Genomic DNA, 16,087 nt, shown 5'->3' on the forward strand with positions numbered 1-16,087 from the left:
GGCGAAGGGCGGCTGAGCGGGGAAGCGTGTTCCGTCCCGTGGAACGCGCGTCGCCCGAAGCACACGCCTGCTGCGCCGCAGTTGGAACCGGACCATAGCAGTTGCTCGAACGCGCCTTTATCCCGGCCCTACGCGTTCTGGGTGTCACGAACCGGCCCCGGTGGCGGCGGCCTTCTTCTCGCCCTTCGCACCGCCCGCGGAAGGTTCGGGCTCCACGTACAGGATCTTCGACTTCATGGTGGCCCTGGCCTGTGCGGCGACCCACACGAGGGTGCTGGCCAGCAGGGTGAAGGCGAGGGCCTTGCCGTTGAAGAGCGTGCTGTCCCGCAGGACGAGGAGCACGACGAGGAAGGCGAGGATCTGCGTCGTGTAGAGGAGCAGGCCCATCGCCTGAAAGAGGTGCGGGAGAGACCTGGCGGTGCGCTGGAGAGCGAAGACTCCGATCCCCATGAAGAGGATCACGATGACGGCGCCGACCACCGCTCCGATGGCACCTTCGCCGCCCGCGACCACGCCACTCACCACTGCGGCGACGGCGCCGGCGAGGGCGGTCGGGACGGCGCACTGCATAAGCATGCGGGCGTCGTTCGACTGCATGGGAGTTGCTCCGGGGTTTCGGGGGCGTGCGTCTGTCGTCGGAGACGAGCGTATCCCCGGCGCACGAGAGCGAAGTCCCGCCGGAGAGCCATCGCACTGGGGTTCTCCGGGTGTTCACCGGGTTTCGTGAACGGTATCACAAACTATTTGATGAGGTCTTTACCTACATCGTGTGCTACCTGTCACACAAACGAGTGGGGGTGCGCTCATCCGGCTGACGTGACGCACTTTGTCTGTTATGAGCGCTTGTCGATGTTGCGGCGCAGCGCGAAACGCTGCCGCTCGCCGATGGCCGTGGCGCCGCTGAGCCCCGCCAGCGCGGGCTCCCGGTCCGCCTCCGACGCCCCCGTGGCCTCCGACTTCGCGGATTCCGGGGCCTGTTCGGAAGAGCCGTCCGCGGAAGTGCCGCCCTCCTCCGGGGAGTCGGCCAAAGAGTCCGCCGGTCCGTCGGGCGCGGGCTCCCCGCCGTCCGGCACATGCCCACTGCGCCGGTACCGAGGCGGCACGATCGCCTCCGCCCACCTGGGCACGCGCGGCGTGAAGCGCGGCAGCAGCAGCACGACCAGCCCGACGGCGCACAGCAGCACGATGGCCAGCACGATCGCGAGGCTGGAGGACTTCACCGAGAAGGCGACGGCGCCGAACGCGATGAGCGCCGACCAGAAGTACATGATCAGCACGGCGCGGCTGTGCGAGTGCCCGATCTCCAGCAGCCGGTGGTGCAGATGCCCACGGTCGGCGGCGAACGGCGACTGCCCGTTCCAGGTACGGCGGACGATCGCGAGCACCAGGTCGGCCACCGGCACCGCGATGATCGTCAGCGGCAGCAGCAGCGGCATGTAGACGGGCACCATCGAGTGAACGGCGGAGCGCACCGAACCGGCGTGCTCGACCATGACGTCCGGATCGACCTGCCCCGTGATGGAGACGGCGCCCGCCGCCAGCACGAGCCCGATCAGCATCGAGCCCGAGTCGCCCATGAAGATCCGCGCCGGATGCATGTTGTGCGGCAGGAAGCCCAGGCACATCCCCATCAGCACGGCGGCGAAGAGGGTGGCGGGCGCCGCCGCCTCGATGCCGTAGCCGTACCAGAGGCGGTACGCGTACATGAAGAACGCCACGGCGGCGATGCAGACCATGCCGGAGGCCAGCCCGTCCAGGCCGTCCACGAAGTTCACCGCGTTGATGGTGATCACGACGAGCGCCACCGTCAGCAGCGTCCCCTGGAGCGGCGTCAGCGCCACGTTGCCCACACCGGGCACCGGGACCCACAGGATCGTCAGCCCCTGGAGCACCATGACACCGGCGGCGATCATCTGCCCGCCGAGCTTGACCAGCGCGTCGACGCCCCACTTGTCGTCCAGGACGCCCAGCAGCCAGATCAGGCCCGCTCCCGAGAGAAGCGCCCGAGGTTCGTCGGAAAGAGTGAACAACTCACCGATGTTGGTCAGTTGCGAGGCCACGACGAGGCCCGCGCACAGCCCGCCGAACATCGCGATGCCGCCCAGCCGAGGGGTCGGCTCGCGGTGCACGTCACGCGCGCGGATCTGCGGCATCGCACCGGCGGCGATGGCGAACTTCCGCACAGGGCCGGTCAGCAGGTAGGTGACCGCGGCAGTGACGCACAGCGTCAGCAGATATTCACGCACGGGCTCCCCATGGGGTCTCGCTGGCAGGTCTCGGGAAAACTCAGCAGGCCCACACCCTAAGACACCCGCCGGTGCCCGACGGTTCTGCGTACGCCCCTAGGTGCGCGCCGGGACCCCGGTCAGGGCCGTGACGACCGGGTCGAGCGCGCTGTCGATCTCGTCGCCCACGCTGCGGAAGTACGGGATCGGCGCCCCGTACGGGTCGTAGATCTCGTCGGCCTCCGGGCTCGGGGCCAGCAGCCAGCCGCGCAGCGCCGCCGCGGCCTGCACCAGTGCCCTGGCCCGCTCCACGACGCCCGCCGCGCTGCGCGGCGCGGGGAGCGTGGCGGCGTCTATGGCGCGCACCAGCCGGGTGAACTCCTTCAGCGTGAACGTCCGCAGCCCCGCCGAGTGCCCCATCGAGATGACCTGCGCGCGGTGGTCGCGCGTCGCGGTCAGCACGAGGTCGGCCCGGATGACGTGGTCGTCCAGCAGCTCGCGGCCCCGGAAGCCCACGGGGTCGGCGCCGTGCTCCAGCAGCACCTCGGCGGCGTGGTCCTCCATGGGCGCGCCCTCATGGCCCCAGGTGCCCGCGCTCTCGACGACGATGCCGCCGCTGCGGTCGTCGCCCAGCCGGTCGGCCAGGGCATGACGCGTCAGCCGCTCGGTGATGGGCGAGCGGCACACGTTGCCGGTGGAGACGTGGAGGATTCGGAAAACGTCCGGTTCCGCGACCGGTCCCGGTATGCCACGCCCTTCGGGCGGGGTCGTCAATTGCCCACCTCGAGGTCGGGCACGACCTTCCGCAGCTCCTCCGCGCTGAGCGCGCCCGCGCGCAGGAGGACCGGGACCTTCCCGGTGACGTCGACGATCGACGACGGCACCGTGTCCGGGGTCGGCCCGCCGTCGAGGTAGACGGCGATCGCGTCGCCCAGCATGTTCTGCGCGGCGTCGCAGTCCTGCGGCGCGGGGTAGCCCGTGAGGTTGGCCGAGGAGACGGCCATCGGGCCGAACTCCTTGAGCAGTTCGATGGCAACGGGGTGCAGCGGCATCCGCACGGCCACCGTGCCGCGCGTCTCGCCCAGGTCCCAGGTCAGGGACGGCTGGTGCCGCGCGACGAGCGTCAGCGCGCCCGGCCAGAAGGCGTCCACGAGTTCCCACGCCATCTCCGAGAAGTCCGTCACGAGCCCGTGCAGCGTGTTCGGGGAGCCGACGAGCACCGGTGAGGGCATGCCGCGCCCGCGGCCCTTGGCCTCCAGCAGATCGCCGACGGCATCGGGACTGAAGGCGTCGGCGCCCACGCCGTAGACGGTGTCGGTGGGCAGCACGACGAGTTCGCCGCGGCGCACGGCGGAAGCGGCCTCCCGCAGGCCGGTCTTGCGGTCGGTCGCGTCGGTGCAGTCGTAACGCCGTGCCATCGGAATCCTCCTTGAACTGGCTGCGGGTGCTCCGCGTTTCCTCATACGATGGCGTTCTGTCTTCGGGCAGCGGTCAGGGCTTGACCGCGTCCCGGCTCTGCGGCCGGGAGGGAAGCCATCCCGTGCTAGGCACGGACCGGCGGAGTCACTTACGGCACCTCCCTGCGGGCTGTGGTGAAGCGGGGACGGTTGTTCAAGTCTGGATGGTCCGCGGCGTCGGCCCAGCCGCGGTCTTCCGCGAAAACCCACGGCACCTGTCCGCCCTGGGTGTCCGCGTGCTCGATGACCACGACACCGCCGGGGCGCAGCAGGCGGTGCGCCGTGCGCTCCAGGCCGCGGATGGTGTCGAGGCCGTCCTCGCCGGAGAAGAGTGCGAGCTGCGGGTCGTGGTCGCGGGCCTCCGGGGCCACATACTCCCACTCCGTGAGCGGGATGTAGGGCGGGTTGGAGACGACGAGATCGACCTGTCCGTCGAGTTCCGGGAGGGCGCTGAGCGCGTCGCCGTGGTGGAGGGTGACGCGGGAGCCCTCGACGTTCTTGCGGGCCCAGCCGTAGGCGCCGTCGTCCAGCTCGACCGCGTGCACGCGGGAGCGCGGGACCTCCTGCGCGAGGGCGAGCGCGATGGCGCCCGAGCCCGTGCACAGGTCGACGATGAGCGGCTCGGCCACGTCCATGGCGCGTACGGCGTCTATCGCCCAGCCGACCACGGACTCGGTCTCCGGGCGGGGCACGAAGACACCTGGCCCCACCTGGAGTTCGAGGTAGCGGAAGAAGGCCCGCCCCGTGATGTGCTGCAACGGCTCGCGCGCCTCACGCCGCGCGACGGCCTCCCAGTAGCGTGCGTCGAAGTCGGCGTCGGGGACGCGGTGCAGCTCGCCCCGCTTGACGCCGTGCACGAAGGACGCCAGTTCCTCGGCGTCGAAGCGCGGCGAGGGCACGCCGGCGTCGGCCAACCGCTGGGTGGCCTGGGCCACCTCGGCAAGCAGCACGTTCACGGGCCTCTCCTACGAGCGCTTACTGGGCCGCGGCCAGCTTGGCCGCGGAGTCGGCGTCGACGCACGCCTGGATGACCGGGTCCAGCTCGCCGTCGAGCACCTGGTCCAGGTTGTACGCCTTGAAGCCGACACGGTGGTCGGAGATCCGGTTCTCCGGGAAGTTGTACGTGCGCACCCGCTCCGACCTGTCCACGGTACGGACCTGGCTGCGCCGGGCGTCCGACGCCTCCTTCTCCGCCTCCTCCTGCGCCGCGGCCAGCAGCCGGGCGCGCAGGATGCGCATGGCCTGCTCCTTGTTCTGGAGCTGGCTCTTCTCGTTCTGGCAGGAGACGACGATGCCCGTGGGCTCGTGGGTGATGCGGACGGCCGAGTCGGTGGTGTTCACCGACTGCCCGCCGGGCCCGGAGGAACGGTAGACGTCGATGCGCAGGTCGTTCGCGTTGATCTCGACGTCGACGTCCTCGGCCTCCGGCAGCACCAGGACACCGGCGGCCGAGGTGTGGATGCGGCCCTGCGACTCCGTCGCGGGCACCCGCTGCACGCGGTGCACCCCGCCCTCGTACTTCAGCCGGGCCCACACACCCTGGCCCGGCTCGGTCGCCCCGCCGCCGCCCTTGGTCTTGACCGCGACCTGCACGTCCTTGTAGCCGCCGAGGTCGGACTCGTTGGCCTGGATCAGCTCGGTCTTCCAGCCGACGCGCTCCGCGTACCGCAGATACATCCGCAGCAGATCACCGGCGAACAGGGCCGACTCGTCGCCGCCCTCGCCCGCCTTGATCTCCAGGATGACGTCCTTGTCGTCGCTGGGGTCGCGGGGCACGAGCAGCAGCCGCAGCTTCTCCGTCAGCTCCTCGCGCCGGGCCTCAAGCTCCTTGACCTCGGCGGCGAACTCCGGTTCCTCCGCGGACAGTTCGCGGGCCGTTTCGATGTCCTCGCCGGTCTGCTTCCAGGAGCGGAAGGTGGCGATGATCGGGGTCAGCTCGGCGTACCGCTTGTTGAGCCTGCGGGCGCCCGCCTGGTCGGCGTGGATCGCGGGGTCGGCGAGCTTGCTCTCAAGGTCGGCGTGCTCGCCGATGAGTTCCTCGACCGCCTCGAACATCGCAATAGTCCCTTACGTGGAAGAAGTGGGCGCCTGCCGGAAGGAGCGACAGCGGGCACTGGGCGGCCCGCAGCAAAAAGAGCGCCGGTCCGGGCCGCCCTGCACGGGGCGGGCCGAGGACCGGCGCTCCTGAGCCGCTACTTGTTGGCGGACCCGGTGCCGCTCTTGCCGAAGCGGGCCTCGAAGCGGGCCACACGGCCACCGGTGTCGAGGATCTTCTGCTTGCCGGTGTAGAAGGGGTGGCACGCGGAGCACATGTCGGCGCGGATGACGCCGCCGCTCACGGTGCTACGGGTGGTGAACTCGTTACCGCAGGTGCAGCTCACCTGGGTCTCGACGTACTCCGGGTGGATGTCGCGCTTCAAGGTGTCTCCTAGGTTTCGGGAGGGCGCCGGGTCGGAGGAACGGATTGTCCGCCGTGAACCGGGGCCGACGAACCAGTTTGCCACTACTGGCCGCACCCCCCAAAACCGGGGGCGGGCCCCCGTTATTCCCGCGCCCGCGCCCCGCGCGCCCCGGGCCGTGCGCCGGTCCGCGTGGGGTGACGGACGGTGCGCTCGGCCGTACGGAGGGTGCGCCGGGGCGGGGGGTGGGGGCCCGGTGGTCTGCGGCGGCCTACTTGACCACGCCCCCTATGTCGGTCTGGTCACCGGCGGAGTCCTTGGTGGCGGACTTCGGGATGTTCCGGTCCTTCTTCAGTGCTGCCCAGACCTGCTCGGTCTTCTCCTCCAGCGGTATGACGCGGTTGGGGTCGGCCGGGTCGTACTCGACCGGCAGCGTCGTCATCTGGATGTCGTCGGACTTGACGCCCTTGAGCATCTGGGCCATGCCCGCCAGCTCGTTGACGGAGTCCAGCTCGGAGTCGGTCGTCACGGAGGCGGTGGCCGTGTCCGCGAGGTCGTAGAGCCGCTTCGGGTTGCTGAACAGCCCGATGCTGTTGACCTGGTCCATCAGTGCCTTGATGAACGCCTGCTGGAGCTGGATGCGGCCCAGGTCGCTGCCGTCGCCGACGCCGTGGCGCGTACGGACGAGGCCGAGCGACTGCTCCCCGTCGAGCCGGTGGGTGCCGGCGGGCAGGTCGAGGCGGCTGTCCTTGTCCTTGATCTTCTTCGTGGTGGTGATCTCGACGCCGCCGAGGGTGTCGATCAGCTTCTTGAAGCCGGAGAAGTCGACCTCTACGTAGTGGTCCATCCGCACGCCGGACAGCGACTCCACCGTCTTCACGGCGCAGGCCGGGCCGCCGACCTCGTAGGCGCTGTTGAACATCGCCTTCTGCGCGGGCGCCTGCTGTCCGCTGTCGTCGTCCTTCTCGCAGGCGGGGCGCTGGACGATGGTGTCGCGCGGTATCGAGACGACGCTCGCCGCGTCGTGCTTCTCGTTGACGTGCACGATCATCGCGGTGTCGGAGCGCTGGCCGCCCTGGTCGGCCCCGTACTCGGCGTTGTCGCCCGAGCGGGAGTCGGAGCCGAGGACGAGTATGTCCATCGATCCGTTCGGCACGTCGACCGGCCTGTCCGTGCCGAGCGCGGCGTTGATGTCGACGCCGGAGATGTTGCCGTTGAGCTTGAAGTAGACGAAGCCGAGGCTGGAGCCGCCCAGGACGACCGCTGCCGCCGCCGTCCACGCGGTCACCCGGACCGCCCGCTGACGCCGCGTACGCGGCTTCCGGCGGCGGCCGCTGGCACGTATGCCCCCGGCCCGACGTGAGGCCGCCGACACCCCGTCCGTGCTGTCGTCAGCCATCTTCACTTCCCTCTGTTCTGCCGGTACTGCCGTCGTGGCTCTTCTCTGCTGGGACGTGACGTCCCGCGGAAGGGTTGCACAACGGGTCAGCGGCCTGCGCGGCCCGGGACGGGTGAGCCGCGTGGGGGCACCGGGGCGTTTCCCTCCCCCTACCTGCGACGACGCGCCGTCGGGCGGCGGCTCCGGCTGGGTTGCCTGGGGCTACTTTCTGTGGTCAAGCTCTCAGGCCCCCTTGACACACGGCGAGGGCCGCCCCACCAAGCGTGGTGGAACGGCCCTCGTCACTCCGTCTTACCGACGTCAGTCGCCAGAGGCTGGCGTCAGTCACCGTTGCCCGGCGTCGGCGTCGTCTTCTGGAGCCCCTCTTCCCACCGCGCCCCTCGCATTGCTCGGCCCCAGGGGGCCTCCCAAGCTTCGGGACGCTGCGTCGGACTCCGTCCGTCGACGTCGGCGTCAGTCGCCGTTGCCCGGCGTCGGCGTCGTCTTCTGGATCTGGAGCAGGAACTCCGCGTTCGACTTCGTCTGCTTCATCTTGTCCAGCAGCAGCTCGATGGCCTGCTGCTGGTCCAGGGCGTGCAGCACGCGGCGGAGCTTCCAGACGATCTGGAGCTCGTCGTTCCCCATGAGGATCTCTTCCTTACGGGTGCTGGACGCGTCCACGTCCACCGCCGGGAAGATCCGCTTGTCGGAGAGCTTGCGCTCCAGCTTCAGCTCCATGTTGCCGGTGCCCTTGAACTCCTCGAAGATCACCTCGTCCATGCGGGAGCCGGTCTCGACCATGGCCGTGGCGACGATCGTCAGGGAGCCGCCGTCCTCGATGTTGCGCGCGGCGCCGAAGAACTTCTTCGGCGGGTAGAGCGCCGTCGAGTCGACACCACCGGACAGGATGCGCCCGGAGGCCGGGGCCGCCAGGTTGTACGCGCGGCCCAGACGGGTGATGGAGTCCAGCAGGACCACCACGTCGTGCCCCAGCTCCACCAGCCGCTTCGCCCGCTCGATGGCCAGCTCGGCGACCGTGGTGTGGTCCTCGGCGGGGCGGTCGAAGGTCGAGGAGATGACCTCGCCCTTCACCGACCGCTGCATGTCGGTGACCTCTTCCGGACGCTCGTCGACGAGGACGACCATCAGGTGGCACTCGGGGCTGTTGTGCGTGATCGCGTTGGCGATCGCCTGCATGATCATGGTCTTACCGGTCTTCGGCGGGGCCACGATCAGACCGCGCTGCCCCTTGCCGATGGGCGTGACCAGGTCGATGATCCGCGTCGTGAGCTGACCGGGGTCGGTCTCCAGACGCAGCCGCTCCTGCGGGTAGAGCGGCGTCAGCTTGGTGAACTCGGGGCGGCCCTTGCCGTTGTCGGGCGCCATGCCGTTGACCGAGTCGAGGCGGACCAGCGCGTTGAACTTCTCGCGCCGCTCGCCCTCGCGGGGCTGCCGCACGGCGCCGGTGACGTGGTCGCCCTTGCGCAGGCCGTTCTTGCGGACCTGGGCCAGGGAGACGTAGACGTCGTTCGGGCCCGGGAGGTAGCCGGAGGTCCGCACGAAGGCGTAGTTGTCGAGGATGTCCAGGATGCCCGCGACGGGGATCAGGACGTCGTCCTCGGCGACCTGCGGCTCGAACTCCTCGCGGCCACCGCGACGGCCCCGCCTGTCGCGGTAACGCCCGCGGCGGCCGCGGCGGCCACCGTCGAAGTCGTCGTCGTCGCGGCGGTTGTTCCCGCCGCCACCGCCGCCGCCCTGGTTCTGCTGGCCGCCGCCACCACCGCTGCCGCCACCGTCGTTGTTCTTGTTGCGGTTGCGGTCACGGTCACGGTCGCGGTCACGCTGGCGGTCGCGCTTGGGCTGGCGGTCCTGCTGCTGCTTGCCTTCGCCCCCCTTGGCGTCGGCCTTGCCGTCACCGCCCTTGGCGTCCTGACGGGCCTCCCCGCCCTTGCCCTCGGTCCTGCCCTCCGCGGTGTCGGCGGCGGCCTCGGCCTTGCCGTTGCCGCCATTGCCCCCGCCGTCGCCCTTGGCGCGGCGGCCGCGGCGCTCGCCGGAGGACGCCTGCTCGTCGCTGGGCTGTCCCGGGATCTCGATCTGCTGCTGGGCTTCGTCCTCGGTGTCACCCGTGCGCGCCTTGGACGTCGCGCGGCGCTTCGGCTTCTCGGCCGTGCCCGCGTCGGTGGCGGCGGCAGCCTTGCCGCCCTTGGTGCTCTTGGCGTCCTTGCCCTCGGCGGACTCGGCGTCGGCGGGCTTGGCCGAACCCCCGCCCGCCTGCTTCTCCTTGATGACCTCGATCAACTGGCTCTTGCGCATCCGCGCGGTGCCCTTGATCCCGAGGCTGGAGGCAACCTGCTGGAGCTCGGCCAGGACCATGCCCTCGAGCCCGGTGCCGGAGCGCCGACGCTTCGGCGCGGCACCGGAGGCAGGCGCGGCAGGAGCGTCCGTAGCAGGCGCTGCGGCATCGCCGGCGGAAGTGCCCGCGGCGTCGGCGTTCACGCCCATCAGATCGGTGGTGTCGCTCACGAAGGGTCCTTCCCTGGAGCGGACGTCGGCCTGTCTGGCTCGGCGACCGGTTGTGCTGTCCGGCTATGGGTCCTCTTCTTGCGCGGACCTGCCGGGACGGTGGTCCCGCCTGGAATTGCGGGCGGGGAGATCAGTTCATGGTTCGGCGTGAAGCGATGACGTGTATGTCCTTCACTCCGACTCCGGAGCGGGCTCGGTACCTGCCTGGCCGCAGCGAAGCAGTGCGGGAGGCTCCGGGGAGAAGAGGTGGTCCTGCTGGGGCTCGGCCCAGGGGATCACGCAAGCACCGCACCCTACGGGCCTTCACAGACTTTCGTGTCCGGCCCACGAGGCTGCAAGTGCAGACTTGAGGTTAACACTACCGGATCCAACAAACATTCCCCCTCTCCAAGACCCGCAATCGAGTGTCACTGGGCTGTGCCGCCCGTGGTTTCCAGGCCGGGCCCGGTGCCCCCGGGGCCACCGGCCGGGCCCGTTCCTCCCCCGGAACCGAGCGGCAGTACGCAGGCTCCCGCGGTGTCGAGTGCCAGCCGGTTCGCCGCCCACTCGGCCCCGGCGAGCCGGGCCACCTTCTCGGCCGCTCCCCCGGCCTCGGGCAGCGCGAGCACCGTCGGCCCGGCACCCGAGATGACCGCTGGGACGCCTTCCGAGCGCAGACGGTTGACCAGCTCCACGCTCTCGGCCATGGCCGGGGCGCGGTACTCCTGGTGCAGCCGGTCCTCCGTCGCGGCGAGCAGCAGCTCGGGACGCCTGGTCAGCGCCTCGACGAGCAGGGCCGCACGGCCCGCGTTGAAGGCCGCGTCGACGTGCGGGACGGTGCGCGGCAGCAGTCCCCGCGCGGTCTCCGTCAGCAGCGGCCTGGCGGGCACGAAGACCACCGGAACGATGGAATCCGAGGGGTCCATCCTGATCGCGCGGGCCGCGCCCGCGTCCGTCCAGGCCAGCGTGAAGCCGCCCAGCAGGCAGGCGGCCACGTTATCCGGGTGCCCCTCGATCTCGGTGGCCAGCTCCAGCATCGCCGTATCGTCCAGCCTGGCCTCCCCGCCCGTGGTCACGGCGCGGGCCGCCATGATGCCCGCGCAGATCGCGGCGGAGGAGGAGCCGAGCCCGCGGCCGTGGGGGATGCGGTTGGCGCAGACGACCTCCAGGCCGCGCGGCTGGCCGCCGAGCAGGTCGAAGGCGGTGCGGAGGGACCGTACGAGCAGATGGCCCTCGTCTCGGGGCAGGGTCTCCGCGCCCTCGCCCGCGATGTCGATGTGCAGGCCGGAGTCGGCGACGCGGACGACGACGTCGTCGTAGAGACCCAGAGCCAGGCCCAGGGTGTCGAATCCGGGGCCGAGATTGGCGCTGGTGGCGGGAACGCGCACCCTGACGGCGGCGGCGCGGAACGCGGGACCGGCCATCTTGCGATGACTCTCCTTGGTTTGTTTTTGCGGCAACTCCCCCTCGGACCGCGGCAGCACGCCGGACCGGTCGATGACCCGACGGACTTTCGTACGTACGTGGGGTCGGGGTGAAAGCCAGCCTATCGAAGGAAGGTTCACTGACGACATAGGGCGCACAGGAGGCGCACGATGCGTGTCGTGGCCCCCCTGCGCTCCCAGTGTGGACCGTGGCGGTCGGTCCCGCCGCCTCGGGGCCCCACCTGGGGTGGAGCCGGGGCCCGGACCGCGCGGTCCGGGCCCGTGCGCGGGTTTGTGCGCGGGCACCGTGCGCGGGCCCTGTCCACGGGACCCGCGCGTGCCGGATGCTGGTCAGGGGCGGATCAGGAGCGGATCAGGCGAGGCCGAGGCGCTCCGCCGCGGCGTCCGCGTTCACCGGGACGACGATGGGCTGCGGAGCGCCCGCGACGGCCCAGTCCGGGTCCTTGAGGCCGTTGCCGGTGACCGTGCAGACGATGCGCTGGCCCGGATCGACCTTGCCCTGCTCGGACGCCTGGATCAGACCGGCGACGGAGGCGGCCGAGGCGGGCTCGACGAAGACGCCCTCCTGGGAGGCCAACAGCTTGTAGGCGCGCAGGATCTGACGGTCCGTGACCGCGTCGATGAAGCCGCCCGACTCGTCGCGCGCCTGCTCCGCGAGGGTCCAGGAGGCGGGGTTGCCGATGCGGATCGCGGTGGCGATGGTGCTCGGGTCCAGGACCGGCTCGCCGCGCACGATCGGCGCGGAGCCCGACGCCTGGAAGCCCCACATGCGCGGGGTGCGGGAGGCGGGGCCGTTCTCCGCGTACTCGCGGTAGCCCTTCCAGTACGCGGTGATGTTGCCCGCGTTGCCCACGGGGAGCACGTGGATGTCGGGCGCGTCCCCGAGCATGTCCACGACCTCGAACGCTGCGGTCTTCTGGCCCTCGATACGGGAGGGGTTCACCGAGTTCACGAGTGCGACGGGGTATTTCTCGGACAGCCCGCGCGCCAGGTTGAGGCAGTCGTCGAAGTTGCCCTCGACCTGGAGGATCTTCGAGCCGTGGACGAGGGCCTGGCCCATCTTGCCCAGGGCGATCTTGCCCTGCGGCACGAGCACGGCGCAGACCATCCCGGCCCGTACGGCGTAGGCGGCGGCGGAGGCCGAGGTGTTGCCCGTGGACGCGCAGATGACGGCCTGGGCGCCCTCCTCCTTCGCATGTGTGATCGCCATGGTCATGCCACGGTCCTTGAAGGAGCCGGTCGGGTTGGCGCCCTCGACCTTCAAGTGGACGTCGCAGCCGGTGAGTTCGGAGAGCACCTGCGCCGGGACGAGCGGGGTCCCCCCCTCGCGGAGGCTCACGGGCCGGGTGTCGGGCCCGACCGGGAGCCGGTCGCGGTACTCCTCGATGATGCCGCGCCACTGGCGGCTCGTGCGTCCCGCTCCCGAGGGGCCGGCGCCCTGGGCCTGCGCCCCGGCGGACCCCGACGGCTCCGATGAGCTGGGTGAGGACATGGCAGACATGACGGTCACAGTTTCCTTACTCCCCTTCGACCCGCATGATGCTCGCGACGCCGCGTACGGTGTCCAGTTTGCGCAACGCCTCGACGGTCGCGCTCAAGGCGGCGTCGGCGGCGCGGTGGGTGACGACGACCAGCCAGGCGTCGCCGTCCTTGCCCTGCTGGCGGACGGTGTCGATGGAGACTCCGTGCTCCGCGAAAACAGTGGCGACCTGGGCGAGGACGCCCGGCTTGTCGGCGACGTCGAGGCTGATGTGATAGCGCGTGACGACGTCGCCCATGGGCGATACGGGGAGCTGGGCGTAGGCGGACTCGCCCGGTCCCCTGGCTCCGTTGAGCTTGTTGCGGCAGGCCGCGACGAGATCGCCGAGTACGGCGGACGCGGTGGGCGCGCCGCCCGCGCCGGGCCCGTAGAACATGAGCTGTCCTGCGGCGTCCGACTCGACGAAGACCGCGTTGTACGCCTCGCGCACGTTCGCCAGCGGGTGGCTGAGCGGGATCATCGCCGGGTGCACGCGCGCGGTGACCGAGCGGCCGTCGGCGGCGCGCTCGCAGATGGCCAGGAGCTTCACGGTGCAGCCCATGCGCCGGGCCGAGGCGATGTCGGCTGCCGTGACCTCGGTCAGGCCCTCGCGGTGCACGTCGTCGAGGCGCACCCGGGTGTGGAAGGCGATCCCCGCGAGGATCGCGGCCTTCGCGGCGGCGTCGAAGCCCTCCACGTCGGCGGTGGGGTCCGCCTCCGCGTAGCCGAGCGCCGTGGCCTCGTCGAGCGCCTCGCCGTAGCCCGCGCCGTTGGTGTCCATGCGGTCGAGGATGAAGTTGGTCGTGCCGTTGACGATCCCGAGGACGCGGTTGACCTTGTCGCCCGCGAGGGACTCGCGCAGGGGGCGCACCAGCGGGATGGCGGCGGCGACGGCGGCCTCGTAGAAGAGGTCGGCGCCGTGCTTCTCCGCGGCCTCGTGGAGCGTGGAGCCGTCCTCGGCCAGCAGCGCCTTGTTCGCGGTCACGACGCTGGCGCCGTTCTCGAAGGCGGTGGTGATGAGGGTGCGGGCCGGCTCGATGCCGCCGATGACCTCGATGACGACGTCGATGTCCGCGCGTTTCGCCAGGGCCTGCGCGTCGGTGGTGACCAGGGCCGGGTCGATGCCCTCGCGCACGCGGTCCGGGCGGCGCACGGCGACCCCGGCCAGCTCGACCGGGGCGCCGATGCGCGCGGCGAGGTCGTCCGCGTGCGTCGTCATGATGCGTGCCACCTCTGAGCCGACTACCCCACAGCCCAGCAGCGCCACCTTCAGCGGACGCGTACGCATCATTCGACCTCGCTTCTCGTCAATTCCGGTGTTCTCAGTCTCACGTACTGGTCGGGAGAAACCACGTTCGTTCCAGTATGTGGGACGTATATCTCGCTAGCCGACATCGAGACGCAGGAGATCCTCCTCCGTCTCGCGCCGGACGATCACGCGGGCCTCTCCGTCCCGCACCGCCACGACCGGCGGGCGCAGCGCGTGGTTGTAGTTGCTCGCCATCGAGCGGCAGTACGCGCCCGTGGCGGGCACGGCCAGCAGGTCGCCGGGCGCCAGGTCGGCGGGCAGGAACGCGTCCCGCACGACGATGTCACCGCTCTCGCAGTGCTTGCCGACCACACGCGAGAGCATCGGGGTGGCCGACGAGGCACGCGAGACCAGCGAGACCGTGTACTCGGCGTCGTAGAGCGCGGTACGGATGTTGTCCGACATGCCGCCGTCCACGCTCACGTACGTACGCAGCCCCTCCAGCTCCTTGACCGTACCCACCTCGTACAGCGTGAAGGCCGTCGGCCCGACGATCGCGCGCCCCGGCTCCACGGACAGCCGCGGCACCGCGAGACCGGCGCTCTCACACTCACGGGTGACGATGTCGCCGAGAGCCTTCGCGATCTCGTGCGGCTCGCGCGGGTCGTCCTCGGGGGTGTAGGCGATGCCGAGGCCGCCGCCGAGGTCGATCTCGGGCAGCTCGACGCCGTGCTCGTCGCGGATCTCGGTGAGCAGCCCGACGACGCGGCGGGCCGAGACCTCGAAGCCCGCCATGTCGAAGATCTGCGAGCCGATGTGCGAGTGGATGCCGATCAGCTCCAGGCTGTCCAGCTTCAGCACACGGCGCACGGCCTCGGCGGCCTGCCCCTCGGCGAGCGCGAGCCCGAACTTCTGGTCCTCGTGCGCCGTCGCGATGAACTCGTGCGTGTGCGCCTCGACGCCCACGGTGACGCGGATCTGCACCGGCTGGCGCTTGCCGAGCCGGTCGGCGATGTGTGCGACGCGCACGATCTCCTGGAAGGAGTCGAGCACGATCCGCCCGACGCCCGCCTCGACCGCGCGCTCGATCTCCTCCGTCGACTTGTTGTTGCCGTGCAGCGCGATGCGCTCGGGCGGCATGCCCGCGGCGAGCGCGGTGGCCAGCTCGCCGCCGGAGCAGACGTCGAGGTTCAGCCCCTCCTCGGTCAGCCAGCGCACGACGGCGCGGCACAGGAACGCCTTCCCGGCGTAGAACACGTCCGCGTCGGGACCGAACGCGTCACGCCAGGCGCGGCAGCGGGCGCGGAAGTCGTCCTCGTCCAGGACGTAAGCGGGGGTCCCGAACTCCTCGGCGAGCGCGGCGACGCTCATGCCGCCGACGGTGACGGTGCCCTCCGGCGTACGCCTGACGGTGCTCGCCCACACACGCGGGTCGAGCGAGTTGAGGTCGGTGGGCGGCGCGGAGTAGTGCCCCTCGGTGAGGACGTCGCCGTGACGCGGCCCTGCGGGATGTGCGGATCGGCTCATGGTGGTCTCGGGTCCTTCTACAGGTGAGCGGGTGCGGTCACGCCGAGCTGGGACAGGCCGTCGGCCAGCACCGCTCCGGTGGCTTCGGCGAGCGCCAGCCGGGTGCGGTGGACGGCCCCGGGTTTCTGCTCGCCGTGGGGCAGCGGCGGGCAGGCGTCGTGGAAGTCGCCGAAGGCGCGCGCCACGGCGTCCAAGTGACGGACGAGGGCGAGGGCGAGGGGCGCTTCGCGGGGGGCGTCGTGCGCGACGCGGTCGTGGTCGGCCAGCAGCGCGAGGAGGGTGCGCTCTGTGGGGTGGGGCGGGTGGGGGTGCTGGGGGTGCTGGGGTGCGCCGTAGGCGGGCTCGATGCCGAAGCGTCGGCCCTCGCGGAGCAGGGCGTGGGTGCG

Annotated in this window: 14 protein-coding genes; all 14 read right to left on the reverse strand. The window is 70.9% G+C overall.

Features of this window, described 5'->3' with window-relative positions:
• Positions 1 to 144: 144 nt before the first annotated feature.
• On the reverse strand, positions 145 to 597 hold the full coding sequence (locus ACYVOO_RS18240) for a hypothetical protein (protein ID WP_453345496.1): 453 nt from the start codon (positions 595 to 597) through the stop codon (positions 145 to 147).
• A 236-nt stretch (positions 598 to 833) separates the two neighbouring features.
• Positions 834 to 2,246 (reverse strand): MraY family glycosyltransferase, encoded by a 1,413-nt coding sequence (locus ACYVOO_RS18245; protein WP_461016678.1) that lies wholly within the window; start codon positions 2,244 to 2,246, stop codon positions 834 to 836.
• A 96-nt stretch (positions 2,247 to 2,342) separates the two neighbouring features.
• Positions 2,343 to 2,999 carry an arsenate reductase/protein-tyrosine-phosphatase family protein gene (locus ACYVOO_RS18250; RefSeq protein ID WP_453345494.1) on the reverse strand — a complete coding sequence of 219 codons (657 nt, stop codon included), beginning with the start codon at positions 2,997 to 2,999 and terminating at the stop codon, positions 2,343 to 2,345.
• A complete protein-coding gene (locus tag ACYVOO_RS18255) occupies positions 2,996 to 3,643 on the reverse strand; it encodes an L-threonylcarbamoyladenylate synthase (protein WP_453345493.1) in 648 nt (215 codons plus the stop codon). Before ACYVOO_RS18255 ends, ACYVOO_RS18250 begins: the two co-directional genes overlap by 4 nt.
• A gap of 149 nt (positions 3,644 to 3,792) precedes the next feature.
• Entirely contained in the window at positions 3,793 to 4,638 is an 846-nt protein-coding gene (prmC, locus tag ACYVOO_RS18260) for a peptide chain release factor N(5)-glutamine methyltransferase (RefSeq protein WP_461016679.1), read from the reverse strand.
• A 19-nt stretch (positions 4,639 to 4,657) separates the two neighbouring features.
• The gene (gene prfA, locus ACYVOO_RS18265) at positions 4,658 to 5,737 is read right to left on the reverse strand and encodes a peptide chain release factor 1 (protein ID WP_461016680.1); all 1,080 of its coding nucleotides are present in this window, start codon (positions 5,735 to 5,737) and stop codon (positions 4,658 to 4,660) included.
• 137 nt (positions 5,738 to 5,874) lie between these two features.
• Complete coding sequence (rpmE, locus tag ACYVOO_RS18270; RefSeq protein ID WP_453345490.1) at positions 5,875 to 6,102, reverse strand: 50S ribosomal protein L31; 228 nt, start codon at positions 6,100 to 6,102, stop codon at positions 5,875 to 5,877.
• 250 nt (positions 6,103 to 6,352) lie between these two features.
• Positions 6,353 to 7,480: an LCP family protein gene (locus ACYVOO_RS18275; protein ID WP_461016681.1), complete on the reverse strand. Its 1,128-nt coding sequence runs from the start codon at positions 7,478 to 7,480 to the stop codon at positions 6,353 to 6,355.
• A gap of 453 nt (positions 7,481 to 7,933) precedes the next feature.
• On the reverse strand, positions 7,934 to 9,982 hold the full coding sequence (gene rho, locus ACYVOO_RS18280) for a transcription termination factor Rho (protein WP_461016682.1): 2,049 nt from the start codon (positions 9,980 to 9,982) through the stop codon (positions 7,934 to 7,936).
• Positions 9,983 to 10,389: 407 nt separating this feature from the next.
• Positions 10,390 to 11,385 (reverse strand): homoserine kinase, encoded by a 996-nt coding sequence (thrB, locus tag ACYVOO_RS18285; protein ID WP_461016683.1) that lies wholly within the window; start codon positions 11,383 to 11,385, stop codon positions 10,390 to 10,392.
• A 373-nt stretch (positions 11,386 to 11,758) separates the two neighbouring features.
• Positions 11,759 to 12,898, reverse strand: coding sequence for a threonine synthase (gene thrC / locus ACYVOO_RS18290; protein ID WP_461016705.1), 1,140 nt, complete (start codon positions 12,896 to 12,898; stop codon positions 11,759 to 11,761).
• A gap of 25 nt (positions 12,899 to 12,923) precedes the next feature.
• Positions 12,924 to 14,216: a homoserine dehydrogenase gene (locus ACYVOO_RS18295; protein ID WP_461016684.1), complete on the reverse strand. Its 1,293-nt coding sequence runs from the start codon at positions 14,214 to 14,216 to the stop codon at positions 12,924 to 12,926.
• A 93-nt stretch (positions 14,217 to 14,309) separates the two neighbouring features.
• Entirely contained in the window at positions 14,310 to 15,701 is a 1,392-nt protein-coding gene (gene lysA, locus ACYVOO_RS18300) for a diaminopimelate decarboxylase (RefSeq protein ID WP_461016685.1), read from the reverse strand.
• A 17-nt stretch (positions 15,702 to 15,718) separates the two neighbouring features.
• On the reverse strand, positions 15,719 to 16,087 hold a 369-nt coding region (locus ACYVOO_RS18305; protein ID WP_461016686.1), incomplete at its 5' end, for a DALR anticodon-binding domain-containing protein.

The organism is Streptomyces daliensis, from assembly GCF_054782395.1.

Excerpts from the sequence above, each read along its gene's own strand:
- ACYVOO_RS18240 (WP_453345496.1), bottom strand. The coding sequence starts at position 597 with ATGCAGTCGAACGACGCCCGCATGCTTATGCAGTGCGCCGTCCCGACC.
- ACYVOO_RS18255 (WP_453345493.1), bottom strand. The coding sequence starts at position 3,643 with ATGGCACGGCGTTACGACTGCACCGACGCGACCGACCGCAAGACCGGC.
- prfA (WP_461016680.1), bottom strand. The coding sequence starts at position 5,737 with ATGTTCGAGGCGGTCGAGGAACTCATCGGCGAGCACGCCGACCTTGAG.
- ACYVOO_RS18275 (WP_461016681.1), bottom strand. The coding sequence starts at position 7,480 with ATGGCTGACGACAGCACGGACGGGGTGTCGGCGGCCTCACGTCGGGCC.
- thrB (WP_461016683.1), bottom strand. The coding sequence starts at position 11,385 with ATGGCCGGTCCCGCGTTCCGCGCCGCCGCCGTCAGGGTGCGCGTTCCC.
- thrC (WP_461016705.1), bottom strand. The coding sequence starts at position 12,898 with ATGTCCTCACCCAGCTCATCGGAGCCGTCGGGGTCCGCCGGGGCGCAG.
- ACYVOO_RS18295 (WP_461016684.1), bottom strand. The coding sequence starts at position 14,216 with ATGATGCGTACGCGTCCGCTGAAGGTGGCGCTGCTGGGCTGTGGGGTA.
- lysA (WP_461016685.1), bottom strand. The coding sequence starts at position 15,701 with ATGAGCCGATCCGCACATCCCGCAGGGCCGCGTCACGGCGACGTCCTC.